We start from the raw sequence: 24727 nt of genomic DNA on the forward strand, positions 1-24727 counted from the left end.
TGGTAGGAGTAGGGGCATGAGCGAGGCCCTGGCCCCCCGACCCTGGTTGCCCGACGCCGTCCGCGACCGGGTCGCCGCCTCGGCGGCTCCGCTGGACAGCCTCGACGCGCTCGGCGTGCAGGCCCTGCTGGCCGACCTCGTGGCCGAGAACGCTCGCATCCACGACGAGACCTGCCTCAACCTCAACCCGGCGACCAACCGGATGAACCCGCGCGCCGAGGCGATGCTCTCCGCGGGGCTCGGCTCGCGGGCCTCGCTGGGCTATCCCGGCGAGAAGTACGAGACGGGGCTCGAGGCCATCGAGCAGATCGAGGTGCTCGCCGCCGAGCTGGCGGCGCGGGTCTTCCACGCATCCTTCGCGGAGGTGCGGGTCGGGTCCGGGGCGCTGGCCAACCTGTACGCCTTCATGGCCTGTTGCGAGCCCGGTGACACCATCGTCGCCCCACCGCCGTCCATCGCCGGCCACGTGACGCACCACGGTGCGGGTGCCGCCGGGCTCTACCGGCTGCGGACCGTCCCGGCCCCCATCGACCCGGGCGCCTACACCGTCGACCTCACGGCGCTGGCCGGGCTGGCGCGTGAGGTGCGGCCCCGCATGATCACCGTCGGGGGCAGCCTCAACCTGACCCACCACCCCGTCGCAGCGATCCGGGAGATCGCCGACGAGGTCGGGGCCGTCGTCCTCTTCGACGCCGCCCACCTGGGAGGCGTGATCGCCGGCGGTGCGTGGCCCAACCCGCTCGACGAGGGCGCCCACCTGATGTCGATGAGCACCTACAAGAGCCTGGGCGGACCGCCCGGCGGTTTGTTGCTGGGCACCGACCCCGGACTGGCCGAGCGCATCGAGGCCATCGCCTACCCCGGTCTCACGGCCAACTTCGACGCCGGCAAGACGGCCGCGCTGGCCCAGACGATGCTCGACTGGCTCGTCGCCGGTCCCGCCTACGCGCGGGCCATGGTCGACACCGCCGCAGCGCTCGCCGACCACCTGGTCGCAGCCGGCGTACCCGTCCACCGCCGCGACACCGCGCCCACGCAGTCGCACCAGCTCGCCGTCGAGGCCGCGGCCTACGGCGGCGGACAGGCCGCCGCCGCACGCCTGCGCCGCGCCAACCTCCTCGCCTGCGGCATCGGCCTCCCGGTCGCGCCGGTCGAGGGCGACCTCAACGGGCTGCGCATCGGCACGCCCGAGGTCGTGCGTCTCGGCATGACCGTCGACGACATGCCCACCCTGGCCGGCTTCATCGAGCGAGCCCTCACGGGCGAGCCCGAGGACGTCGCGGACGCGGTCACCGCGTGGCGGGCCCGCTTCCGCGACATCCACTTCACGACCGATCGCCCCGACTGACCGGCGCCCGGCGCGGGCGGGTGGCGTCGTCGCGGTCGAGGGCGAGCAGCGCCAGGGCGAGGGCCCCGACGAGCAGGCCGAAGTCGCGCAGCGCGACGTCGTAGTAGTCGCCCAGGGTGACCAGGTCGACGATGATCCCGGCCAGCCAGCCGGCGACCAGGAGGGCGCCGAATCGCGGGACGACCGCAACGGCGAGCCCGGCCACGACCTCGACGACGCCGACGGCCAGCATCGCGTCGTGGGCGTTGCCGGGGACGAGGTCGTTGATCCAGGGGGCGAGGTACTTCTCCCAGTCGCCGGTGAGGAGCCCGGCGAACTTGTCGAGGCCGAACGCGATCGGTGCGACGGTGAACACGGTTCGCAGCAGCAGGAAGGCGCGCTCGGCGCCCTGGCCGGTCCGGGTGCTCCCAGGGGCGGTGGTGGTGGTCATGGTGGTTCCTTTCGGGTCAGTGGAAGCGACGGGGGAAGGCGCGGACGATGCCGCTGCTGAGGACGTCGGCCATGCCGAGGATGTGGTGGTGGACCTCCTCGTAGTCCGCCACGCTCGCGGCGTACTGCCCGGTGAGCTCGTGGCTGGCCTCGGCGAGGGTCATGTCGAGGTGGCCCCTCATCGCGGCGCGCATGGCAGCGCGGGGCCAGTAGTGGGGGTTGGCCCGCGTGAGGAAGCCGGCGATGTCGTCGGCGTTGGCGTACCAGCCCCTCTTCGCCCTCGCGAAGGCGGCGTAGTCGCCTGACTGGGCGGCCTGCAGGAGCTCGACGGCGATGCCGATGTGGTCCTCGAGCAGGGCGGTGAGCTGGTGGCCGGCGGCCTTGCCGTAGAACGGCTTGATCGCGTCGCCGATGTCCTTCTGGTTCCTCATCAGGCGCGCGGCGGTGGCGTCGAAGCCCGCCGATCCGTCCGCGAACGTGACGATCGCCAGGCGGGTCCAGGTGACGTGGTCCTCCCAGAGCTTGCGCATCCGGTCGTGGAACGCGGCCGCGTCGAGCGAGGTCGCCGACGTCTCCTGCATGGCCGACGGGTGGGCATGCGTCCCGGACTGGTGGGCCGTCGGGGCGGTCTGTCCCGCAGCGAGGCCGCTGGTCATGGTGGCGACGAGCGCGAGCCCGGCGAGCAGGGCGAGGATCCTGCCGGGACGGTGGGACAGCGGCGATCTGGGCATCTGTGCCTCCTGGGTGGTGAAGGGTGATCGCCTGTTGGTGTCCGCGGGCGCACCGGTTCTTACCGGCGGCCGCGGGGTAAGACCTCGCCGCGGAGCGACACCCACAGGGCATGACCGTCGAGCTGCTCGAGCCGGGGTTCCCCGCGCACCGCGGAGGTGGCACCGTGACGACCGTGGAACCCGCCACCCCGGACGTGGTGCCCCCGCCGCCCTCGGACGAGGCCTGGCGGGGCGACCTGTTCGACGCCGGCCCGGCCGGTCAGCTGGCGCAGGCACGCCTGCACCAGCTGCTCCTGCGTGCCGCTCGCCACCAGGTCTGGCGCCTGCGCGACCTGCTCCCCGGAGCCGGCGCCGGCGACCTGGAGGACCTGGCCCAGCAGGCCGCGGACGACGCCTTGGTCGCGGTGCTGCGCCAGCTGCCCACCTTCGAGGGACGCAGCCGCTTCACCACGTGGGCCTACAAGTTCGGGATCCTGCACGCCGGCGTCGCCGTCCGCCGCCAGGCGTGGCGGCACCGGGAGGTGCACCTCCCCGACGGGCTGCCGTTCGTCGACACCTCGCCCGGCCCGGAGGCGCACAGTGAGGGCGTACAGCTGGCCGAAGCACTCCGGGCGGCGATCGCCACCGAGCTCACGCCGCACCAGCGTCGCGTCGCCCTCGCGCTGCTGGTCGAGGAGGTGCCGATCGACGTGCTGGCCGAGCGGCTGGGCAGCACGCGCAACGCCCTCTACAAGACCCTGCACGACGCCCGCCGCCGACTGCGAGCCGCCCTCGTCGACAGCGGCCACCTCGACGACCGCACCCACCGGAGCACACCATGAGCGACCCGACCCGCGACCTCAGCGCCGAGACGATCGCCGGCCTGCTGGTCGACACCAGCCCCTACCTCTCCTGCGACGACTGCTTCGCGCAGCTGGACGTGTACGTCGAGCGCAGGCGCGCCGACGCGGAGTTCGAGGACCCCGCGATGGTCGCCCACCTGGCCGGGTGCGGCGCCTGCGCGGAGGAGGCCGCCACCCTCCAGGAGCTGCTGGACGAGGACGGGGTCTGACGCCTGGTGCTCAGTCGTCCTGGCCCGCGGCCGCCACCAGCTCCGCCATCGACGAGGAGATGCCGTCGGCGAGCACCCCGAGGTCGGGCGCCGTGTCGTAGTCGCCGGTGATGCCGAAGGTTAGGGTGTCGCGGTAGGAGAAGATCGCCACCCCGATCCGGACCCGGTCGGCGATCGGGACGTAGGGCAGGATCTGCAGCGCCTCGCGGCCCAGGGCGTACAGCGTCGTGCGGGGACCCGGGACGTTCGTGGTCACCGTGGCGACCTGCCGTTGGGGGAGCCGCAGCCCCAGGCGGATGCCCCAGGAGACCGGCGGGAACGGGACCAGGCCGGCAGCCGCCGTGACGCTTCCGCCGGCCTCGGGCTCGTGGTGCTCGCGCAGGTCGATGACCCTCTCGCGCACCGCTCCGAGGCGCTCCACCGGATCGGCCAGGTCGACCGGCAGGTAGGGCAGCATCAGCGAGACACGGTTGTCGAGGATCGCCTCGGCACCGGGCTCGCGCGTCGAGACCGGCACCAGGGAGCGCAGGGCGCGCGCTTTGGGCTCCTCGCCGCGCGAGAGGAGCAGCAGCCGGAACCCGCCGCTCAGCACCGCCAGCGCCACGTCGTTCACGGTGACGCCGTACGCCCGCCGGACCGCGCGCACGTCCGTGAGGGACACGTCCGTCCACGCATAACGGCGGCTTCCCTCGAGGGGTCCGGTCAGCGAGGTGGGTCGCACCGGGCGCAGGGCCGTGGCCATCGCAAGCAGCCCGCTGGCGGTTGCCGACGTCGTACGCGCGAGCCGCCGTGGCGCGGCCAGGGCGCCGGCCACGGCCCGTGCGGTCGTCACCGGGGAGGTGACGAGCTCCCACGCGGCCTGCGCCGTCAGGGCCACCGCCGAGGGGGCACTCGCCGGGGCCCACTCATCGGGCACGGCGGGACGCGGCGCCGGGGTCGGGTCCAGCACCAGCCGGTAGAGGTCCGTCCCGGAAACGCCGTCGACGAGGCTGTGGTGCAGCTTGGACAGCAGCGCCCACCGGCCGTCGGGCAACCCCTCGCAGAACCAGTACTCCCACAGCGGCCGGTCCCGGTTCATCCGCCGCGACATCACCCGGCTCATCAGCCGGCCGATCTCCTCCGGCCCGCCCGGGGCCGGCAGGGCGGTGTTGCGGACGTGCCACCTGATGTCGAAGTCCGGGTCGTCGACCCACACCGGCGCCGCCAGGCCGAGCGGGACGCTGTGCAGCTTTTGCCGGTAGCGCGGGATGAGGGGGAGGCGTCCGGCGACCATCTCGACGAGCTCGTCGTACGTCGGTGCCGGTCCCTCGAAGACGCACAGGGAACCGATGGCGAGCGACGACCTCGGGTCCACGTCCTCGGCGTCCAGGAAGGCGGTGGCCAAGGGGGTCAGGCGTTCCATTCCCCCAGTCTTGGAGTCGGCCGCCCACCGGGCCAGCGCCGTTGGACCACCGTCCGCGGGCCGATCGGCCTCTCGGCCGGGTCGCCGGTCCTAGAGTCAGCACATGGCCCGCTACGGCGCACAGTTCGGTCCCGACATCACCTTTCTCGGCGTGCCCGCCTGCGACCTCGAGGACGAGTCGTCGTACGCCGGCGCCGACGTGGTCGTCGTGGGCGCGCCGTTCGACGGTGGCACCTCCCACCGGCCCGGCACCAGGTTCGGCCCGCAGGCGATCCGGATGACCGACTACCTCCCGCACGACGGCTCCCGTCCCTCGCTGGCGCTGCGCACCGACGGGCTGCAGGACTTGCGGGTCGTCGACGCCGGCGACGTCGAGATGCCGCCGGGCGACATCGAGAGGGCGCTCGGCGTGCTCGAGGCCGCGGTCGAGAAGGTGGCGCGGGCGGGCGCGATCCCGGTCGTCCTCGGCGGCGACCACTCCATCGCCTACCCGGACGCGAAGGGCGTGGCCAACGTGCTCGGCCACGGCCGGGTCTCGATGATCCACTTCGACGCGCACGCCGACACCGGCGACATCGAGTTCGGCTCGCTGTGGGGCCACGGCCAGCCGATGCGCCGGCTGATCGAGTCGGGCGCGCTGCGCGGTGACCGGTTCCTCCAGGTGGGGCTGCGCGGCTACTGGCCCGGGCCCGCGACCCTCGACCGGATGGCCGCGGAGAGGATGCGGTCCTACGAGATGACCGAGATCGTCCACCGCGGCCTGACCGAGTGCCTGACCGAGGCCTTCAGGATCGCCACCAACGAGTGCGAGGGCGTCTTCCTCTCCGTCGACATCGACGTGTGCGACCCCGGCCACGCGCCGGGCACGGGCACCCCGGAGCCTGGCGGCCTCACCGCCCGCGAGCTGCTCGACTCCGTACGCCGCATCTGCCTCGAGCTGCCGGTGGTCGGGGTCGACGTGGTGGAGGTCAGCCCGCCCTACGACCACGCCGACATCACCGCCGCCCTCGCCAACCGCGTGGTCCTCGAAGCCCTCTCCGCGATCGCCCGCAAGCGCCGCGACGAGCGCGACGGCACCACCTGGGACCCCGCGCGGCCGCTCCTGGACAGGTAGGGACGCTGGGCTCGTGGGTGAGGGTCTTTCGGACCTGCCGGCGACCCGTGGCCGCACGGGACCGTGGGGTCACCGACGACTCCGGGAGGTCCCTATGCACCAGTACGTCCAGCACGGTTGGTCGCCCGCCGTCTACGCGGCGCTGCTGCTCATCCTCGCCACGCTCGTGGTGGTCGGGATGCTGCTGGCCCTCTTCGAGGTGGGTCGACAGCAGCGCGGCTACAGCGCCAGGCATCACACCGTGAAATGACGAACAGCCCGGTCATCGACCGGGCTGTTACATCTGCGCGCCTGTAGGGATTCGAACCCCAAACCTTCTGATCCGTAGTCAGATGCTCTATCCGTTGAGCTACAGGCGCCCGTCGTTCGCACCAGCGGCGCGAGGACTCGACGAGGATAGCCGACGCCGAGGGAGTGGGCGAAATCAGGGAGCGGGCGCCTCCGCCGGGACCTTCCCCGTGCAGTCGGGACTTCTGCCCCGGTCAGCCACCTGAACGGTGCCCTAGGGTGCAGACACCAGACCGAGAGGCGGGGGACCGCCGCACCCGATGAGAGGCAGCGCGATGGCAGATCTCGAGGCAGTCCTGGACGAAGCAGGACTGACGAACCCCCAGGTCCGTGAGTTCGTGAAGGAGTACGCCGAGCTGACCGGCGCGGAGCACGTCGAGGTGGTCAACGCCTCCGACGACGCCCGGCTCCTCGAGGAGGCCGTCGCCGCCGGCGAGCTGGAGATGGCGGGCGAGGGCCGCTACTACTCGCGCAGCTACTACAAGGACACTGCCCGCTCCGAGGAGCGGACCATCGTCGCGACCAACGACGAGAAGGACAAGGGCGTCTACAACAACTGGCGTCCGGCCTCGGAGATGAAGCCGATGCTGCACGACCGGATGCGCGGAGCGTCGGAGGGCAAGACGATGTACGTCATCCCTTACCTGATGGCGCCCCCCGGCAACGAGCTCGCCCCGTGGGCCGCGGGCGTCGAGCTGACCGACACCCGCACCGTCGTGCTCCACATGATCCGGATGTCGCGCGTCGGCGTGCAGTTCGTCAACGACCTCGAGGACCCGGACTCCTTCGTCCGCGCGGTCCACGTCACCGGTGACCTGGAGCACCTCGGCCAGGGCACCCCCGACGACCAGCGCTACTTCGTGACCGTCGCCGACGAGCGCACGATCCTGCACTTCGGCTCGTCCTACGGCGGCAACGCGCTGCTCGGCAAGATTGCGCACGGCCTGCGGCAGGGGGCGTACGACGGCTGGGCCAGCAAGAAGTTCCTCGCCGAGCAGTACATGCTCATCGGGATCCACGACAAGGAGACGGGGAAGACCTACCACGTCTGCGGCGGCTTCCCGAGCGCCTCCGGCAAGACCAACCTGGCGATGATGGCGGCGCCCGACGCGCTGGGCGACCGCTACCACGTGTCGTTCTACGGCGACGACATCGCCTGGCTGTGGGTCGACCAGGAGACGGGTCGCCTGATGGGCATGAACCCGGAGTACGGCGTCTTCGGCGTCGCCAAGGACACCAACGAGACCACCAACCCCAATGCGCTCTCCTCCATCGCCGAGGGCACGCAGACGATCTTCACCAACGTCGCCTACAACCCCAGCACGGGCGAGGTGTGGTGGGAGGGCAAGACCCCCAAGCCGCCGAGCGACGTGCACGGCTGGCTCGACTGGACCGGCGCGCCGCTGGCCGACCGCAAGGACAACGACACCGCGGCCTGGGCGCACCCCAACAGCCGCTTCACGACCACGCTCGACAACGTGCCCAACATCGCGCCCGACTACGACGAGCCCGCGGGCGTGCCGATCGACGCGATCATCTTCGGCGGCCGCACCCGCGACCGCGAGCCGCTGATCCGCGCGATCACCGACCTCGCCGAGGGCGTCTACGACGGTCTCACGCTCGGCGCGGAGGCGACCTTCGCCGCCGAGGGCGTCGACGGCCAGCTGCGCTACGACCCGATGTCGAACCGGCCGTTCATGGCCTATGGCGAGGGCGACTACGCGCGGCACTACCTCGACGTGGTCGGAGCGGCGAAGGAGCAGCCGATCTTCGCGCACGTCAACTGGTTCCAGCGCGACCCCGAGGACGGCCACTTCCTGTGGCCCGGCTACCGCGACAACCTGCGCCCGCTGCTGTGGCTGCTGCAGCTCAAGAACGGCGAGGTCAAGGGCCGGCGTACGGCCGTGGGCATCCTGCCCGCCGAGGAGGAGCTCGACCTCACCGGGATGGACGTCCCTGCCGAGGACCTCGAGCGGATCCTCACGATCGACAAGGAGCGCTGGCAGCAGGAGATGGGCTTCCGCGAGGAGCACCTGTCCCAGTTCGACCGCATGCCCGAGGAGATCTGGGAGGCCCACCGCCGGGTCGCCGCCGACCTCGACGCCGAGGACTGACACCAGGGCGTCCCACCCGGTTCCCCTACGATGGCCGGGTGCGACGTCTTGTCTCGGGGTCCGCCGCACCAGGCTCCTCCTACCACGACCTGCGGCGAGGCACGCCCGCCGTGGCCGTGCCCTTCGCGGTCGTGGCCCTCATCGGTCTCGTGACCGTGCTGCTGCCGCCTTACGAGAGGCCGTGGTGGGTCGCCGGGCTGGCCGTCCTCAGCCTGGCGTCGGTGGTGCTGGTCTACGTCGCGAGCCAGCGCCGCGAGCAACGCTCGTGGCTCGACCCGCTGGCGGCGTACCTGCTCTTCCCCTATGGAGCGCTGCTCCATGACGCCGCGGGTGCGGGTGCGGGTGGCACGTCGTCCGGGATGACGGTCGTCCTTCTGCTGCCCATCCTGTGGCTTGCCGTCACCGGCACCCGGCGTGAGCTGTGGGTGGCCAGCGGGCTCGCCGTGCTGACGTTCGCCATCCCGATCCTCCTCATCGGCCCGCCCGGCTATGCGCTCGGCGACTGGCGCAGGGCCGTCGTGTGGGCGTCGGTCGCGCTGGTGATCGCGCCTGTGGTCCAGCGCATGGTGCGCGACCTCGATCGGCAGAGCCGCCGCGCGCGCACCGCCAACGAGCGCGTCGAGCGGCTCTTCGAGGACGCCCCGCACGGTGTCGCCCTCCTCGACACGGACGGCACGATCATCCGCGTCAACATCTCGATGGCGGTGCTCGTGGGCCTCGACCCCCCGGACATGGTCGGGCACCGGCTGCGGGACTTCGAGACGCCGGGTGAGGGACGCATCGAGGACCACCTGAGCCGGTTGATGCAGGTCCGCGGGGAGCCGCTCGACACCGAGTGCACGCTGCGCGACTCCGGCGGCAACGACGTCAGCGTCGCCCTCAGCAGCGCCGTGGTGGGCGACCGGGTCATGGGCGAGATCGTGATGGTCAACGTCGTCGACATCTCCGACCGGCGGCGCTACCTCGACCGGCTCGCCCACCTGGCCGACCACGACGTGCTCACCGGGCTGGCCAACCGCCGGCGCTTCGAGGGCGAGCTCGAGCGGCACCTCGACCGGTGCCGTCGCCACGGACCCACCGGCGCCCTGCTCCTGCTCGACCTCGACAACTTCAAGCAGGTCAACGACACGCTCGGCCACAACGCCGGCGACCAGCTGCTCGTCACGATCTCCGGCCTGCTGCGACGCTCGATCCGGAGCACGGACGTGGTGGCCCGGCTCGGGGGTGACGAGTTCGCCATCATGCTCACCGACGGCGACCAGGCCGACGCCCAGCGCGTGGCCGAACTCGTGGTCGAGCGGATCGGCATGCACGCCGCCACCCTCGACGGCGTCGCCCGCCGCGTCACTGCGAGCGTCGGGGCGGTGACCTTCCGGGCGGCGTCCGAGCACGCCGCCGACGTGCTCGCCCTCGCCGACATGACGATGTACGACGCCAAGGAGGCGGGCCGCAACCGCGCCGTCGTACTGCCCGAGGGCGACGCCCGCGGCCCGCGGACCGCGGCGCGGCTCCACTGGCAGAGCCGCATCGAGGCGGCGCTGGCGGAGGACCGCTTCGAGCTGCACCTGCAACCGATCATGAACATCGCCGACGGCCGGATCAGCTCCGCCGAGGTGCTGCTGCGGTTGCGCGACCAGGACGAGCTGGTGCCGCCGTCGCGGTTCGTCTACATCGCCGAGCGCGTCGGGCTGATGCCCCAGGTGGACGCGTGGGTGGTCGACAAGAGCCTCGAGATGCTGGCGCGCCTGCGCCGGGACCACGACCCGGACTTCGAGTTCGAGGTCAACCTGTCCGGCCACTCCATCGGCCACCCCGACATCGAGGGCGCCATCGTCGACGCGCTCGCGCGGCACGGCGTCGACCCGTCGGCGCTGATCCTCGAGATCACCGAGACGGCGGCCGTGGCCGACGTGGCGCTCGCGCGGCTGTTCGCCGAGCGGATGACCGAGCTCGGCTGCGCCTTCGCCCTCGACGACTTCGGTGCCGGGTTCGGTTCCTTCTACTACCTCAAGCACCTGTTCTTCGACTACGTGAAGATCGACGGGGAGTTCGTGGCGCACGTGCACGAGTCGCCGGTCGACCGCACCATCATGCGCTCGATCGTCGGCATCGCCCGCGACCTCGGCAAGCGGACGGTGGCCGAGTTCGTCTCGGAGCCGGAGATCCTGCGGGTGTGCCGGCAGGAGGGCGTCGACTTCGCCCAGGGCTACCTGATCGGCAAGCCGGTGCCGTACGACGAGTTCGTCGCGGCCCACCTCCCGTCCCGCGCGACGAGTCCCCCGAGCGGCTGACAGGCATACCCGGAGGTAGCGAGACCCGCGTCACATGTCTGTGATCGATCCAATATGTGCGTGCATTCACAAGGGCTAGCGTCCGGCGCAAGTCGCCGACAACGAGGCCGCGCGAACCAACCGCGACGCACCCTGAAGGAAACGGTCATGACCGCCACCATCGACACCCAGACGACGCACGGCAGCCAGCCGGCACCGACCACCCACCCCGGCATCCTCGCCTGGGTCGCCGAGGTCGCCGAGCTCACCCAGCCCGAGAGCATCCACTGGTGCACCGGCTCCGACGAGGAGTGGGAGCAGCTGACCCGCTCCCTCGAGGCGACGGGCACGTTCACGCGCCTCAACCCCGACGTGATGCCCAACTCGTTCCACGCCGCCTCCGACCCCACCGACGTGGCCCGGGTCGAGGACCGCACCTACATCTGCTCGGTCGACGAGCGAGACGCCGGTCCCACCAACAACTGGATGGACCCGGAGAAGATGAAGGACCTCATGCGCGGGCTCTACGCCGGCTGCATGCGGGGCCGCACGATGTACGTCATCCCCTTCGTGATGGGCCACGTCGACGCCGAGAAGCCGATGTTCGGCATCGAGATCACCGACTCCGCCTACGTCACCGTCTCGATGCGCGTCATGGCCCGCATGGGCACCGAGGTCCTCGACCGCATCGAGGAGCTCGAGGCCGCCGGCGAGGACCCGCAGTGGGTCCCCGCGCTGCACTCGGTCGGCATGCCGCTCGAGCCCGGCCAGGACGACGTGGCGTGGCCGTGCAACGACACCAAGTACATCGTCCAGTTCCCCGAGGAGCGGATGATCTGGAGCTTCGGCTCGGGCTACGGCGGCAACGCGCTGCTCGGCAAGAAGTGCTACGCGCTGCGCATCGCCTCCGTCATGGCGCGCGACGAGGGCTGGTTGGCCGAGCACATGCTCATCCTCAAGCTCACCTCGCCGCAGGGCGTCACCAAGTACGTCGCCGCGGCCTTCCCGAGCGCGTGCGGCAAGACCAACCTCGCGATGCTCAAGCCCACCATCCCCGGCTGGACCGTCGAGGCCATCGGTGACGACATCGCGTGGATGCGCATCGGCGAGGACGGCCGCCTGTGGGCCGTCAACCCCGAGTTCGGGTTCTTCGGCGTCGCCCCGGGCACCAACGAGCACACCAACCCGCACGCGATGGAGACCATCCGCAAGGGCAACTCGGTCTTCACCAACGTGGCGCTCACCCCTGACGGCAACGTGTGGTGGGAGGGCCTGGAGAACACGCCCGCCGAGGCCACGAGCTGGAAGGGCGAGCCCTGGACGCCGGACAGCGACGAGCTGTCCAGCCACGCCAACAGCCGCTATTGCACCCCGATCAAGCAGTGCTCGATCCTCGCCGACGAGTACGACGACCCGCGCGGCGTGCCGATCGACGCGATCCTCTTCGGTGGCCGTCGCAAGACGACGATCCCGCTGGTGACCGAGGCCCGCGACTGGAACCACGGCACCTTCATGGGCGCGACCCTCTCGTCCGAGACCACCGCGGCCGCGGTCGGCGCGGTCGGCGTGGTGCGCCGCGACCCGATGGCGATGCTGCCCTTCATCGGCTACAACGCCGGCGACTACTTCAACCACTGGGTCTCCATGGGGAAGGACCACGACGCCGCCAAGCTGCCCAAGATGTTCTACGTCAACTGGTTCCGCCGGGGTGCCGACGGCGACTTCCTGTGGCCGGGCTTCGGCGAGAACAGCCGCGTCCTCAAGTGGGTCATCGAGCGCATCGACGGCCAGGCCGCCGCGGTCGAGACCCCGATCGGCCACGTGCCGGCGCCCGGCTCGCTCGACGTCGAGGGCCTCGACCTCACCGACGACCAGCTCGCCCAGGCCCTCGCGGTCGACGTGGAGGAGTGGAAGGCCGAGCTGCCGCAGATCGAGGAGTGGTTCGAGAAGTTCGGCGACGACCTCCCGGCCGTGCTGTGGAGCGAGCTCGACACGCTGAAGGCGCGCCTCGACGCCTGATCTCCCGCTGCGCACCACCGGCCCGTCTCCAGCTCACCCGGAGGCGGGCCGGTTGCGGTTGCGGACGTGGCCGTTGTGGTAGGTGTGGCACGATCCTCACACGGGGCTGGTGGGACAGGAGGTGGGTCATGCCCTTGGGGCAGCACGAACGTGGTCTGTTCGAGGAGCAGGCCGCTCCGCTCTACGAGGAGATCGTGACCTCGGGCGGCATCAGCGCGGCGGACAAGCGCATCACCAGGAGCGGCGAGCTGCACCAGGTCTTCGAGCTGCTGGTCGATGTCGGCCTCGTCACCAAGGGCGAGGACGGCACCCAGTGGCGCGCCGTCGACCCGGCTGCCGTGCAGGCCCAGGTCGTGGCGCCGCTCGGGCAGCAGGGCGCGGAGCTGATCGCCGAGTCCGCCCACTGGGCCCAGGCCTTCAGCACCCTGTCCCACGTCTGGCGCCGCTCGCCCAGCGCGGTCGGCGGCCCGCTGGCCACGATCCGTGGTGTGAGCACGATCGGCAACTTCCTCGACTCGCTGGTCAGCGACGCCGAGGAGGAGCTGCTCACCGCCCAGCCCCAGTACCGCCGCGGCGTCAAGCAGCTCGACGCCGGCGTCGGCACGCGCGACATCGCCGCCCTCAAGCGCGGCGTGAAGATGCGCACGCTCTACCAGCACGCGGCCCGGCGCGGGGCCGACACCCGCAAGTACGTCGCCGCGGTGACCGCCGCCGGCGCCGAGGTCCGCACCCTCGACGAGTTCTTCAACCGGCTCATCGTGGTGGACCGCCGGGTCGCGCTCATCCCGGGCCACGAGGGCCTCGACACGGCGATGGTGATCAACGACCGGTCGATGGTGGGCTACCTGGTCGACATGTTCGAGCGGCACTGGGAGCGGGCGCGTCCCTTCACCAGCAGCGAGACGTCGCTGATGCGCGACATCGCGGCCGAGCAGCGCGCGATGACCATCCGGATGCTCCTCGAGGGCCGGGCCGATCCGGCGGGCGCCAAGCGCCTCGGCGTCAGCCCACGGACCTATGCCGGCTACGTCGCCGACCTCAAGAACGAGTTCGAGGTCGAGACCCGGTTCCAGCTCGGCTACGAGATGGGCAAGCGGGGGATCTCCGGCCGGGAGACCGAGGAACCGGCCGGGAAGTAGCGACCACGGGACACAAGTCGAGGGCAGCAGCTCGACGAGCTGCTGCCCTCGTGCTGGGACGGGCCTGTGGGGGAAGCCGTCCGGACCAGAACTCGTGGGGGGTTGAGGGGTCCGTGTCCCAGCTCTTCACTGCGTGCCCATCATGGCACGAACTGGCTCTAGGGGGCCTTGATCTTCGCGCCCCAGCTGGTGTCGATGCCTGCGTTGGCCGGGCCTGCGCCAAGGCCGACGAATCCGAGTCCGAGCGCGGCCACGAGGGCGGCGGCGGCGATGCGGCGTACTGGGGTCATGGGGTTCCACCTCGATTGTCACGGCGTCACAGGGGATGACCAGTTCATTCTCACCCACGGTCCGGGGTCGCGTCTGCGCGATGCGGTTGCAGTTGTGTGCATTGCAGGTTCCTGCAAATGTACGCACGCTGCTGCTCGGCCCCCTTCCAGCGGAAGGGGGCCGATCGCGGCGGAGGCGGAGGGATTTGAACCCTCGATGGGGTTTTAGCCCCAAACCCGCTTAGCAGGCGGGCGCCATAGACCGGACTAGGCGACGCCTCCATGCCCGAGCAACGCCGGGCGCAGTGAAGGTTACAAGGCGCGACGCGCTCGCGCCGAATCAGGTCACCACTTGCGCAGGCCGTGTCCGCGCTGGAGGTACGCCTGGACGTCGCGCACGAACGCCTCGCGGTCGACCGCGAGCATCTCGACCGGGATCGTGGTCGTACGTCCGTCGCGCAGGCGCAGCACCACCACGGGCGAGTCGGCGACCGTCGTGGTGACCGCGTCCTCGACGTCCTTCCACCGGCCCGAGGCGGCGCCGACGCCGCGGACCCACTGGATCCGGTAGCCCTCGGCGGTGAGCCGGGCGACCCAGCCCTTCTGGCGCCACAGCCACCAGGTGGCGACCAGCAGGAGGAGCGTGAGCCCCACCGGGACGAGCAGGAAGACCGTGTGGAGGTCGACCACGGCGATCAGCACGGTGCTGAGCAGGATCACGACGGCGACCAGGCACAGCACCGCGCCCAGCAGACGCGCCGCGACGGCGGGGGCCAGGCGGTAGACGGTGGTGGTCTCGGTCTCGGTCGTCACGACAGGATTTTCCCACGCGGACCCGGGGGTTGCGGTCCCGGGTGGGCGGCAGCCGGCCGTACGGCGACTCGAGCGGACATATGGCCGCTCGAGTCCACCCATGCCGGGCGTCGATCGACCATATCGAGGTCCCAGTGGGGCGGGTCGACGATCGTCGTTGGGTAGAGTCCCGCGGTGTGCGGCGCCCCGGTGCCGTACGAGGAGGGGTGCCGGAGCGGCCGATCGGAACCGCCTTGAAAGCGGTCGTAGGGAGACCTACCGCGGGTTCGAATCCCGCCCCCTCTGCTGAGCTCCCTCCCTGTAACGCCGGGTTGTGTGATGTACCCACCCCCGTGCATGGGGGTGGGTACAGGGAGTAACCCGGCGTTACAGCGGGACTACGCTCGCCGGGTGACGACCTGGTTCGAGTCCCCCGACGATGCCGCGGCGCGCCTGCGCGGAGCCGGCTACCACACCGACGACGCGACCGCGCTGACGGCGTACCTCGCGGGCGCGCTGGAGAAGCCGCTGCTCATCGAGGGCCCGGCCGGGGTCGGCAAGACCGAGCTCGCCAAGGCGGTGGCGCGGGCGACGGGTGCCGCGCTGGTGCGGCTGCAGTGCTACGAGGGCCTCGACGAGGCGCGGGCGCTCTACGAGTGGAACTACAAGAAGCAGCTGCTCCGGATCCAGGCCAGCGGCGGCGACCAGGCGTGGAGCGAGACCCACGACGACATCTTCACCGAGGATTTCCTCCTCACCCGGCCGCTGCTCAGCGCGATCCGTCGCGACGAGCCGACCGTCCTGCTGGTCGACGAGGTCGACAAGACCGAGGTCGAGGTCGAGGGGCTCCTGCTCGAGGTGCTGAGCGACTTCCAGGTGACCATCCCCGAGCTGGGCACGGTCGTCGCGACGCGTCGCCCGTTCGTGGTGCTGACCTCCAACGCCAGCCGCGAGCTGTCGGAGGCGGTCAAGCGACGCTGCCTGTTCCTGCACCTCGACTACCCCGACGCCGAGCGTGAGCGGGAGATCGTCACCAGCCAGGTGCCCGGCCTGGACGACAAGGTGGTCGCCCAGCTCGTCGACGTCGTCGTACGCCTGCGCGAGCTCGAGCTCAAGAAGGCACCTTCCATCGCGGAGTCCGTCGACTGGGCCCGTACGTTGATCGCACTTCAGATCGGCGACCTCGACGAGGCGACGGTCGCGCGCACCCTCGGCGTGGTGCTCAAGCACGCCTCGGACCAGCGCCGTGCGACCAAGGAGCTCAAGCTGGCCCTCCCATGAGCCTGCTCGACACCCACATCGGCTTCGTGGAGGCGCTGCGCTCCGCGGGCCTGTCGGTGTCGCTGGCCGAGGCACTCGATGCGATCAGCGCCCTGGAGAAGGTGCACTGGCACGACCGTGAGACCGTCCGCGCCGCCTACGCCGCCACGCTGGTCAAGCGCCAGCCACAGCGGGTGACCTTCGACGCGGTCTTCGACATCTACTACCCGCGCCTCATCGGCAGCGGCGTGGCCGGCGAGGACACCGTGCCGGGCGAGGGCGTCGCGGACGCCGGTCCCGAGCTCGAGAGGTTCCGTGAGGCGCTGGCCGAGGCACTGGCTTCTGCTGAGCAGCAGGCCACGGACGGTCGAACCCTGCAGGACCTCGCAGTGGAGGCGGTCGCCCGCTTCGGCGCGATGCCGGGCAGGGGACCCGGCCTGTCGAGTTGGTCGGCGTACACCTCCCTCCAGCGGGTCTCGCCCGCCGACCTGATGGACCGGCTCGTGCAGGGGCTGCTCGGCCAGGGCCTCGACGGCGAGCAGGCGCAGCGGCGGGCAGGGCAGCGGATCGGTGACTTCACCCGCCTCGTCGAGGGCGATGCCCGTCGACGCATCGCCGAGGAGAAGGGCGCGCAGCACGTCGCCGACGTGACCGTCCGGCCCACCATCGACCGGCTCGACTTCACCGCCGCCCGGCGCAGCGACCTCGAGGAGATGCGGCGCGAGATCTACCCGCTCGCGCGGCGACTGGCCGCGCGCCTGACCAAGGAGCAGCACGCGCGGCGTCGCGGGCCCCTCGACGTACGCCGCACGGTGCGGGCGTCGATCGGCACCGGCGGGGTGCCGCTGACCACCCACCACCGGCCCAAGCGACCGCACCGCACGGACCTCGTCGTGCTGTGCGACGTGAGCGGGTCGGTCGCCAACTTCGCCCAGTTCACCCTGCTGCTGGTCTACGCCCTCCGGGAGGCCTTCAGCGGCGTGCGGGCCTTCACGTTCGTCGACGACGTGGTCGAGGTCAGCGACCAGTTCCGCCCCGGGGCCGACGTGGTCGAGGTGATGGAGTCACTGGCGGCGAGCATCTCGCACGCCGCTCTCTGGGGGCGCACCAACTACGGCCGCGCCCTGACCCGTTTCGCCCAGGAGCACGCCGACGCGATCGGACCGAAGTCGTCGCTGCTGGTGCTCGGCGACGCCCGGTCCAACTACAGCGACCTCGCCCTCCCGGTGCTCAGCGACCTGGCCGGGCGCGCGCGTCACGCGTGGTGGCTCAACCCCGAGCACCCGCGGCACTGGGGGACCGGCGACAGCGCCGCCGACCGCTACGGCGAGATCGTGCCGATGGTGGAGTGCCGCAACCTCGCCCAGCTGGGCGAGTTCGTGCACGAGATCGTCTAGCCGCCAGCTCGTCCAGGACTGGCGGCATCCGTCACTCGGGTGGCGACCCTGGCGGCATCCGACAATGCGGATGGCGACCCTGGCGGCATCCGACATACGGATCGCGCATCGGACTGTCGTATGCCGCCACCCGACGTCGGCGGACTGTCGTATGCCGCCACCCGACGAGGCCCAGGGCGGTCAGCCGGCGAGGTAGCCGAGGTCCTGCATCCGGGTGATCTCGGCCCGCAGCTCGGGGTGCTCGGCGCTGTCGGCGGCCCTGGCTCCGGTGACGTAGACGTGGCTGCCGCCGGAGTCGCCGCCGTCGAAGACCACGGTGAGCCGGTTGGTGGTGCGGGCGTTGATCAGCGAGCCGAGCAGCGCGACCGGGTCACCGCGGTCCTCCAGCGACAGCACCCGCGTGCCTGCGGGGATCCGGGGCACCTGGGCCGACGGAGCGCCCGCGGTCACCACCTGGTCGACGACGAACCGCGACGAGGTCGCGGTCGCGGCGATCTCGGCGGCCACGGTGCCGCCGGCGGCCGAGCCGACGAGCATGACGCGGGCGTCGTCCTCGGTGACCACCTTCTCGATGGCGCGGATCACCTGGGCGGCCGCCGTGGTCGGGTCGGCGCCGACGAGGCGCAGGCGTGCGGGGTCTGCACCCAGGGTGCCGGGGAGGTAGGCGATGTAGCGGCCGGTGCCGACCCGCTGGACGCTGATCCTGCTGTCCTCCGCGAGGAGGTTGGCCATGAGCTCCTCGAGCGAGCGCGGGGCGTCGGCCGACCTCGCGCTGGCCTCGGTCGCCTGCTCGTCGGTCTCCACGAACGAGCCTGCGGAGTCGCGGAAGGCCGACACGGCGTCGGTCGGGAACGGCTCGACGCCGATCGCCCGCAGGCCTCCGCGCGCCGCATGGGCCCCCTGGTCGGAGGCGAGCCCGCCCACGGTGAGCAGCGAGCGCATCTGCAGACCGTCGAGCAGCCCGCCGCCGCCGGACATGTGGTCCATCAGCTCGGGGTTGTTCTCGGCGAGCTCGCTCAGGTAGGCGGTGACGTCGTCGCGGTCCAGCGCGTCTGTCTCGATCAGGCCGGCGCTGACGATCGCGCCGCCCAGCGCGACCTCGGGAGCGAGGTAGCCGATGGCCCGACCGGCGATGGAGCCGAGCGTCTTGTAGGCCGCCTGCTGGAGCTCGTCGATCCAGCGGTAGGTCAGCACCGTGGCACGTACGACGAGCGCGTCGGCGTCGAGCTCGACCGAGCGGGCCAGCAGCCCGTGCGTGCCGGTCGTCGCCGCGCGGATGTCCTCCTCGGCCTGGCCCCACGTGGCCTTCGACAGCTCGGCGGTGTCCACGACGTCGTCGTCGCCGAGGATCTCGACGCCGAGCCGGGCCCGGGCGCGCATGTCACTGCCCGAGGAGTCGAAGAGGTCGGCCAGCGCCAGCATCTGGTCGTACTTGTCGGATGCCACCGACGCCGACGAGTCGTCGGGGGAGTCGGCGCCGTGGGTGCGCGGGATGTCCAGGTCGCTCATGTCGGGGCGTCCTCTCGGATCGTGACCTGTGCCAGGACCGGGGCGAGCTCGGTCGCGAGGGCGTCGTGGTCGACGCGGGCGACGGCGACGCGGGCGCCGTCGTCGTGGCGTGGTGTCAGCGAGTGCCACCCGTCCTTGAGCAGCACCCACGACACGACGCCGACCGAGGTGGTGGCCCGTTCGGAGACCTCGGCGGCCAGGATGCGCAGCCGGCCACGGCCCTCGGAGTGGACGGCGGAGAGGACGGCTGCCGCTTCGGCGTCACCGAGGTCGGCTCCGTCGGCGCGGACCGCGTCCCCCGCCTGGCCGATGAGCACGGGGACGAGATCGGCGCGGCCCGAGCGCAGGGCCTCGCCGATCGTGTCGGCCAGGGCATAGGGGACGTCGAGCAGCGCGGGGACCTGCGAGGTCTCGAGCGGCAGGTCCTCGGGGACCGCGGCGACCCGCGCCAGCTCGGTGGTCCACTGGTCGACGGGGAACCACGCCAGCTCGAAGACGATGCCGTCGCAGGTCGACAGGCTCGCGACCGCGTTGCCGTCCTGCCGGTGCCAGGCCTTCACCTGGGTGGCGCCGGCGGCGACGTCGATGTCGAGCGCGAGGCGAGGTGTGGCCAGCAGCCCGACCGCCCCGATGATCCCGGGGTCCGCCCCCTCGTCGGTGAGCAGGCCTCGGCGGCGCAGTGTCCCGTGTGGGTCGTGCAGGGCGCCGATCGCGTCGGCGTAGGCGGAGTCCTCCACGGACCCGCGGCTCTGGCCCAGACGTCCGGACAGGCCCCCCGTCCCTTCGGGCGTGCCGGTGCCGGAGGCGTCGTCGTCGTGGACGTCGAAGGGGAGGGGTGCCCCGCCGGCCAGCTCGGCGACCAGGCGCAGCTCCGGCAGGGTGAGCGCGAGGCGTCGGGCCATGGCGTCGAGGATGTTCGCGGGCGGAGCGGGCGGTGTGGTCAGGTCGACGGTCACCATGTCAGAGTCCCGGGAGGTCGACGGTCAACCAGTCCTGGTGACCGGGCGGAGGAGGGTCGAAGGCCAGCAGCGCGGCGTCGGTCTCGTCGGGCTGCGCACCCTCACCGGTCGCGCTCGCCCGGGTGCGGGCGTCCTCGACCAGGGTCGTGGCCTTGTGCGCGCGCGTGTCGATGGCCTCCTTGAGCGTGTCGACCTCCCCGAGGTGCGTGGCCAGCGACTCGGCCGCCGTCTCGTGGTGCGCGGCGGCGGCACGCAGGTGGTCGGCGCGTTCCTTGATGCGCTCACGCATCGCGTCGGCGGCCTTGCCGTGCCACGGGACGGCCTCCGCCTGGGAGACCAGGCGGGCGGCGAGGGCCCGGATGTCGCCGCTCTGCTCGCGCAGCTGTGCGACCCGTTTGCGGCCGGCGGCGGTGTCGCCGTACATCGATCACACCCTTTCGTCGGGCACCGCCTACCCGGGAGACGCGGTGCTCAAACGTCCGGGCGACCGAATCCGCCTCGTCGCGACCGCGTCCCGTCGTGCTGGAACCCGGCGGTCGGCGAGCGTCCCCACCGATAGGATCAGGCCAGTCCTGACCTGCCGATGCCGACCACCGAGAGGTGCGATGACGTTCGACGTCCACCAGCTCGACGCGTTCGTGCTGGTCGGGGCGGTCGTGACGCTGGCGGCGATCCTCGCCGTACGGGTCTCGGCGGGCGTGGGCCTGCCCTCGCTGCTGATCTACCTGCTCATCGGCGTGCTGCTCGGCGAGGCCGGCCCGTTCGCGATCCCCTTCGAGGACGCCCAGCTCGCCCACGCGCTCGGCTTCGGGGCGCTGGCGATCATCCTGGCCGAAGGTGGTCTCACCACCGACTGGCGCCAGATGAGGTCCAGCATCAGGCTGGGCCTGTCGTTGTCGACGCTCGGGGTGGCGGTCTCCGTCGCCGTCGTGGCCGTGGGCGCGCACTTCCTGCTCGGCCTGCCGTGGGAGCTCGCGATCCTGCTCGGCGCCATCTGCTCGCCCACCGACGCCGCGGCGGTGTTCTCGGTGCTCCGCGCCCTCCCGCTGCCCAAGCGGCTGACGGGTGCGCTCGAGGCCGAGTCCGGGCTCAACGACGCCCCCACGGTCGTGCTCGTCGGCATCATCTCGACCGGCGCTGCCGGGGAGTCGGGGGTGTTCGAGACCGCGGGCATCATCGTCTTCGAGCTCCTCGCCGGTGCCCTGGTCGGCGTGGTCTGCGGCGTCGCGGGGGCCTGGATCATGCGGCGGGCGGCGCTGCCGTCCTCCGGCCTCTACCCGCTCGCGGTGATGTCGCTGGCGTTCACCGCGTACGGCGCAGCGGCCGCGTTGCACGCCTCCGGGTTCGCCGCGATCTACGTCGCCGCCCTCATCCTCGGCAACAGCGAGCTGCCGCACCGGGTGGCGACCCGGTCGTTCGCCGAGGGGGTCGCCTGGCTGGCGCAGATCGGGCTGTTCGTCATGCTCGGCCTGCTGCTCTCGCCGGGCCGCATCGACCTCGACACCGTCGTCCAGGCGCTGGTCACCGGGCTCGTCCTCACGGTGGTCGCCCGCCCGTTGTCCGTGCTGGCCAGCAGCCTCGTCCAGCCGATGGCGCTGCGCGACCTCGGCTTCATCTCGTGGGCCGGCCTGCGCGGTGCGGTCCCGATCGTGCTCGCCACCATCCCCCTGGCCGAGGGTGTCGACGGGGCCGACGACCTCTTCGACATCGTCTTCGTGATGGTCGTGGTCTACACGCTGCTCACCGGCCCGACCCTGCCCTGGGTCGCGGGCCGGTTGGGGGTCGCGCGACGCTCCGAGCCGCGTGGGCTGGACGTGGAGGCGGCTCCCCTCGACAAGGTCGCCGCGGACCTGCTCCAGGTCACGATCGCGCCCACGTCGAAGATGCACGGCGTCGAGGTCGGTGAGCTGCGGCTGCCGCAGGGCGCCTCGGTCTCGCTGGTGATCCGCGCGGGCAGCTCGCTGGTGCCGGAACGACGTACGGTCCTGCGCTCGGGCGACGACCTGCTGGTGGTCACCCCGCGCAAGGTGCGCGAGGCGACGGAGGCGCGGCTGCGGCAGGTCTCGGCCAACGGCCGCCTCGCCCAGTGGCTGGGGGACCCGCACCGGCCCGACCGCGACTGAGCAGCCCGCCAGCCGCCCGGCTCACTCGGAGCCGGTGGCCTTGCAGAACGTCGCGTCGGCCTCGGCGAGCACCGACTCGACCTGCTTCTTCTTGAGGGTCTTGAACTTCTCGCCGACGACGACCACCACGCCGACGCCGATCGCCTCACCGGGGACGACCTTCGCCTTCTTGAACTGCTGCTGGACGAGGGCGACAGCGGGGTTGGTGGGGTCGTCGGCCCAGATCTGGGTGGTCGCGGCGGGGGTGGGGGAGTCCCCGACGTCGCCGGTGACGAAGCCGCGCTCGGCGAGCTGTGCGCTGGTGGCCCCGGCGAGCCCGCTGCGCTTGCTGCCGTTGAACACGCTGACCACGACCTGGTCGCGGCGCACCTCGCTGCCGGCGGAGACCGTCGTGTCCTCGCAGATGGCCACCGGCTCGTCCTCGGGGAACGGCTCGGTCAGCGCCGACCACCCCCAGACGGCCGCGACGAGCACCAGCAGCGTGAGGACGCCCAGGGTGACCGCGGTCCTGAGCCCAGCGCTCACTGGTCGTCCGCCTGGTGGATCCGGGCGTGCAGCACGCTGCGCTGCTGGAGCGCGGCCCGGAGCGCGCGGTGGAGGCCGTCCTCGAGGTAGAGGTCGCCCTTCCACTCGACGACGTGGGCGAAGAGGTCGCCGTAGAACGTGGAGTCCTCGTCGAGCAGCGTGTCGAGGTGGAGCGTGTCCTTGGTGGTCACCAGCTCATCGAGCCGTACCTGGCGCGGAGGCAGCTCGGCCCACGTGCGCGAGGTCAGTCCGTGGTCGGGGTAGGGCCGGCCGACGCCCACCCGCTTGAAGATCACGCCGGTGATCATAACGACGCCCTCGTCGAGGCTCCCCCGGGCTGACTAGTCTCCCCGTATGACCGAGACCCCTGAGGCACAGCCGGCGGCCAGCGACCCGATCTCCGAGGCGGTCGCGCCGGGCTACCGGTTCGAGGGCCCCGCGCTCGAGCTCGGCGGGCTGATGCTCGACGCCGACAACCTCAGCGACGTCCACATCAAGATCCCCCTCGGCATGCTCAACCGGCACGGCCTCGTCGCCGGCGCGACCGGCACGGGCAAGACCAAGACCCTCCAGCTGCTGGCCGAGCAGCTCAGCGCCAACGGCGTACCCGTCTTCGCCGCCGACATCAAGGGCGACCTGTCCGGGCTGAGCGTCCCCGGCGAGAGCAGCGACAAGCTCACGGCCCGCACCGCGAGCGTCGGCCAGCAGTGGACGGCGACCGGCTTCCCGACGGAGTTCTACGCGATCGGCGGGCAGGGCATCGGCGTACCCGTGCGGGTCACGATGACGGCCTTCGGCCCGACCCTGCTGGCCAAGGTGCTCGGCCTCAACGAGACCCAGGAGTCGTCGCTGGGGCTCGTCTTCTACTACTGCGACAAGAACGGGTTGCCGCTGCTCGACCTGTCCGACCTGCGCGCGGTGCTGCAGTACCTCACCGGCGACGAGGCCGGGAAGGCCGAGCTCAAGGGCATCGGCGGCCTGTCGCCCCAGACGGCCGGGGTGATCCTGCGCGAGCTGATCTCGTTCGAGGCGCAGGGCGCCGACGTCTTCTTCGGTGAGCCCGAGTTCGAGACCAAGGACTTCCTCCGGACCACCGACGACGGTCGCGGGGTGATCAGCCTGCTCGAGCTGCCCAACCTCCAGGACCGTCCGGCGCTCTTCTCGACGTTCCTCATGTGGCTGCTCGCGGACCTCTTCCACGACCTGCCGGAGGAGGGCGACCTCGACAAGCCCAAGCTGGTCTTCTTCTTCGACGAGGCGCACCTGCTCTTCAACGACGCCTCCGACGCCTTCCTCGACCAGATCGCCCAGACGGTGCGGCTGATCCGCTCCAAGGGCGTCGGCGTCTTCTTCGTGACGCAGTCGCCCACCGACGTACCCGACGAGGTCCTCGCCCAGCTCGGCTCGCGCGTCCAGCACCAGCTCCGCGCGCACACGCCCAACGACGCCAAGGCGCTCAAGGCGACCGTCAACACCTACCCCAACAGCGCGTACGACGACCTCGGCGAGGTCATCACCTCGCTCGGGATCGGCGAGGCGATCGTGACGGTGATGAACGAGCGTGGCGCGCCGACACCGGTCGCCTGGACCCGCCTGCGCGCACCCGAGTCCCTGATGGACGCGGCCGAGCCCTCGGCGATGGAGGCGGTGGTCAAGGCCTCGCCGCTCACCGCGAAGTACGCCGAGTCGCTCGACCGCGAGTCCGCCCGCGAGCTGCTCGCCGAGAAGCTCGAGGAGGGCGCGCGCAAGGCCGCCGAGGACGCCCGGATCAAGGAGATGGCCCGCGAGCAGAAGAACGAGCGGGTCACCGAGAAAGCCTCCAAGCCGGTCAAGGAGAAGGACTCCATGGTCGAGACGGTCGTGAAGTCCACCGCGTTCAAGGACTTCATGCGCACCGCGGCCCGCGAGATCGCGCGGGGGATGTTCAACAGCGGCCGCCGCTGAGCTCCTCGCCCTGGTCGTGGGCCGCTGCCGCCAGGGTGGCGGCA

23 protein-coding genes and 3 tRNA genes are annotated in these 24727 nt (G+C 71.6%); 14 read left to right on the top strand and 12 right to left on the bottom strand.

What is annotated here, in order from left to right:
• The first annotated feature begins 16 nt into the window (after positions 1-16).
• Entirely contained in the window at positions 17-1348 is a 1332-nt protein-coding gene (gene glyA / locus ACS3YM_RS18435) for a serine hydroxymethyltransferase (protein ID WP_439937894.1), read from the top strand.
• On the opposite strand, the gene ACS3YM_RS18440 is transcribed toward glyA, so the two are convergent.
• Entirely contained in the window at positions 1326-1778 is a 453-nt protein-coding gene (locus ACS3YM_RS18440; protein WP_439937895.1) for a hypothetical protein, read from the bottom strand. The two genes, glyA and ACS3YM_RS18440, sit on opposite strands and share 23 nt — an antisense overlap.
• 16 nt (positions 1779-1794) lie before the next feature.
• Positions 1795-2508: a hypothetical protein gene (locus ACS3YM_RS18445; RefSeq protein ID WP_439937896.1), complete on the bottom strand. Its 714-nt coding sequence runs from the start codon at positions 2506-2508 to the stop codon at positions 1795-1797.
• Positions 2509-2618: 110 nt separating this feature from the next.
• Between ACS3YM_RS18445 and ACS3YM_RS18450 the strand changes: the two genes are divergently transcribed.
• Together ACS3YM_RS18450 and ACS3YM_RS18455 are read left to right on the top strand one after the other, a co-directional pair.
• On the top strand, positions 2619-3329 hold the full coding sequence (locus ACS3YM_RS18450; protein ID WP_439937897.1) for an RNA polymerase sigma factor: 711 nt from the start codon (positions 2619-2621) through the stop codon (positions 3327-3329).
• A complete protein-coding gene (locus tag ACS3YM_RS18455) occupies positions 3326-3559 on the top strand; it encodes a hypothetical protein (RefSeq protein ID WP_439937898.1) in 234 nt (77 codons plus the stop codon). Before ACS3YM_RS18450 ends, ACS3YM_RS18455 begins: the two co-directional genes overlap by 4 nt.
• A 10-nt stretch (positions 3560-3569) precedes the next feature.
• Here the strand turns inward: ACS3YM_RS18455 and ACS3YM_RS18460 are convergent, their stop codons facing one another.
• A complete protein-coding gene (locus ACS3YM_RS18460) occupies positions 3570-4961 on the bottom strand; it encodes a WS/DGAT/MGAT family O-acyltransferase (protein WP_439937899.1) in 1392 nt (463 codons plus the stop codon).
• Positions 4962-5064: 103 nt separating this feature from the next.
• Between ACS3YM_RS18460 and speB the strand changes: the two genes are divergently transcribed.
• Both speB and ACS3YM_RS18470 read left to right on the top strand, forming a co-directional pair.
• Positions 5065-6075: an agmatinase gene (gene speB, locus ACS3YM_RS18465; RefSeq protein ID WP_439937900.1), complete on the top strand. Its 1011-nt coding sequence runs from the start codon at positions 5065-5067 to the stop codon at positions 6073-6075.
• Between the two features lie 94 nt (positions 6076-6169).
• The gene (locus ACS3YM_RS18470) at positions 6170-6325 is read left to right on the top strand and encodes a hypothetical protein (RefSeq protein WP_439937901.1); all 156 of its coding nucleotides are present in this window, start codon (positions 6170-6172) and stop codon (positions 6323-6325) included.
• 36 nt (positions 6326-6361) lie between these two features.
• Here the strand turns inward: ACS3YM_RS18470 and ACS3YM_RS18475 are convergent.
• Positions 6362-6434 (bottom strand) — tRNA-Arg (locus tag ACS3YM_RS18475).
• Positions 6435-6638: 204 nt separating this feature from the next.
• Between ACS3YM_RS18475 and ACS3YM_RS18480 the strand changes: the two genes are divergently transcribed.
• The 4 genes from ACS3YM_RS18480 to ACS3YM_RS18495 all read left to right on the top strand — a co-directional run bounded on the left by ACS3YM_RS18480 (position 6639) and on the right by ACS3YM_RS18495 (position 13905).
• Positions 6639-8477, top strand: a complete 1839-nt coding sequence (locus ACS3YM_RS18480) for a phosphoenolpyruvate carboxykinase (GTP) (protein ID WP_439937902.1) — start codon at positions 6639-6641, stop codon at positions 8475-8477.
• A gap of 38 nt (positions 8478-8515) precedes the next feature.
• On the top strand, positions 8516-10768 hold the full coding sequence (locus tag ACS3YM_RS18485) for a putative bifunctional diguanylate cyclase/phosphodiesterase (RefSeq protein WP_439937903.1): 2253 nt from the start codon (positions 8516-8518) through the stop codon (positions 10766-10768).
• Positions 10769-10915: 147 nt separating this feature from the next.
• Complete coding sequence (locus ACS3YM_RS18490) at positions 10916-12766, top strand: phosphoenolpyruvate carboxykinase (GTP) (protein ID WP_439937904.1); 1851 nt, start codon at positions 10916-10918, stop codon at positions 12764-12766.
• 128 nt (positions 12767-12894) lie between these two features.
• The gene (locus ACS3YM_RS18495; protein WP_439937905.1) at positions 12895-13905 is read left to right on the top strand and encodes a TrmB family transcriptional regulator; all 1011 of its coding nucleotides are present in this window, start codon (positions 12895-12897) and stop codon (positions 13903-13905) included.
• A gap of 158 nt (positions 13906-14063) precedes the next feature.
• Here the strand turns inward: ACS3YM_RS18495 and ACS3YM_RS18500 are convergent, their stop codons facing one another.
• The 3 genes from ACS3YM_RS18500 to ACS3YM_RS18510 form a co-directional block, all read right to left on the bottom strand.
• The gene (locus tag ACS3YM_RS18500; protein WP_439937906.1) at positions 14064-14195 is read right to left on the bottom strand and encodes a hypothetical protein; all 132 of its coding nucleotides are present in this window, start codon (positions 14193-14195) and stop codon (positions 14064-14066) included.
• A gap of 170 nt (positions 14196-14365) precedes the next feature.
• Positions 14366-14456 (bottom strand) — tRNA-Ser (locus ACS3YM_RS18505).
• A 63-nt stretch (positions 14457-14519) separates the two neighbouring features.
• Positions 14520-14987: a hypothetical protein gene (locus ACS3YM_RS18510; protein ID WP_439937907.1), complete on the bottom strand. Its 468-nt coding sequence runs from the start codon at positions 14985-14987 to the stop codon at positions 14520-14522.
• Between the two features lie 200 nt (positions 14988-15187).
• Between ACS3YM_RS18510 and ACS3YM_RS18515 the strand changes: the two genes are divergently transcribed.
• From ACS3YM_RS18515 to ACS3YM_RS18525, 3 genes are all read left to right on the top strand, one after another.
• Positions 15188-15272: transfer RNA gene (locus tag ACS3YM_RS18515), tRNA-Ser, on the top strand.
• A 105-nt stretch (positions 15273-15377) separates the two neighbouring features.
• Positions 15378-16247, top strand: coding sequence for an AAA family ATPase (locus tag ACS3YM_RS18520; RefSeq protein WP_439937908.1), 870 nt, complete (start codon positions 15378-15380; stop codon positions 16245-16247).
• Entirely contained in the window at positions 16244-17623 is a 1380-nt protein-coding gene (locus tag ACS3YM_RS18525; protein WP_439937909.1) for a vWA domain-containing protein, read from the top strand. Before ACS3YM_RS18520 ends, ACS3YM_RS18525 begins: the two co-directional genes overlap by 4 nt.
• A gap of 180 nt (positions 17624-17803) precedes the next feature.
• Here ACS3YM_RS18525 and ACS3YM_RS18530 read toward each other — a convergent pair whose 3' ends face one another.
• The 3 genes from ACS3YM_RS18530 to ACS3YM_RS18540 are packed head-to-tail and all read right to left on the bottom strand — an operon-like array spanning position 17804 to position 20515.
• On the bottom strand, positions 17804-19132 hold the full coding sequence (locus ACS3YM_RS18530; protein ID WP_439937910.1) for a hypothetical protein: 1329 nt from the start codon (positions 19130-19132) through the stop codon (positions 17804-17806).
• Entirely contained in the window at positions 19129-20034 is a 906-nt protein-coding gene (locus tag ACS3YM_RS18535) for a hypothetical protein (protein WP_439937911.1), read from the bottom strand. Before ACS3YM_RS18535 ends, ACS3YM_RS18530 begins: the two co-directional genes overlap by 4 nt.
• Before the next feature lie 58 nt (positions 20035-20092).
• Positions 20093-20515: a hypothetical protein gene (locus tag ACS3YM_RS18540; protein WP_439937912.1), complete on the bottom strand. Its 423-nt coding sequence runs from the start codon at positions 20513-20515 to the stop codon at positions 20093-20095.
• 181 nt (positions 20516-20696) lie between these two features.
• Here ACS3YM_RS18540 and ACS3YM_RS18545 point away from each other — a divergent pair, with 181 nt between their 5' ends.
• Positions 20697-22214: a potassium/proton antiporter gene (locus tag ACS3YM_RS18545; RefSeq protein WP_439937913.1), complete on the top strand. Its 1518-nt coding sequence runs from the start codon at positions 20697-20699 to the stop codon at positions 22212-22214.
• A 21-nt stretch (positions 22215-22235) separates the two neighbouring features.
• On the opposite strand, the gene ACS3YM_RS18550 is transcribed toward ACS3YM_RS18545, so the two are convergent.
• Both ACS3YM_RS18550 and ACS3YM_RS18555 read right to left on the bottom strand, forming a co-directional pair.
• Positions 22236-22739 carry a LytR C-terminal domain-containing protein gene (locus ACS3YM_RS18550; RefSeq protein WP_439937914.1) on the bottom strand — a complete coding sequence of 168 codons (504 nt, stop codon included), beginning with the start codon at positions 22737-22739 and terminating at the stop codon, positions 22236-22238.
• Entirely contained in the window at positions 22736-23035 is a 300-nt protein-coding gene (locus tag ACS3YM_RS18555; protein ID WP_439937915.1) for a type II toxin-antitoxin system VapB family antitoxin, read from the bottom strand. The genes ACS3YM_RS18550 and ACS3YM_RS18555 overlap by 4 nt, the downstream gene beginning before the upstream one ends.
• Positions 23036-23093: 58 nt before the next feature.
• Here ACS3YM_RS18555 and ACS3YM_RS18560 point away from each other — a divergent pair, with 58 nt between their 5' ends.
• The gene (locus ACS3YM_RS18560) at positions 23094-24683 is read left to right on the top strand and encodes a helicase HerA-like domain-containing protein (RefSeq protein ID WP_439937916.1); all 1590 of its coding nucleotides are present in this window, start codon (positions 23094-23096) and stop codon (positions 24681-24683) included.
• Positions 24684-24727 lie beyond the last annotated feature (44 nt).

This window comes from Nocardioides sp. N13(2025) (genome assembly GCF_051912545.1).
Taxonomy (GTDB): Bacteria; Actinomycetota; Actinomycetes; order Propionibacteriales; family Nocardioidaceae; genus Nocardioides.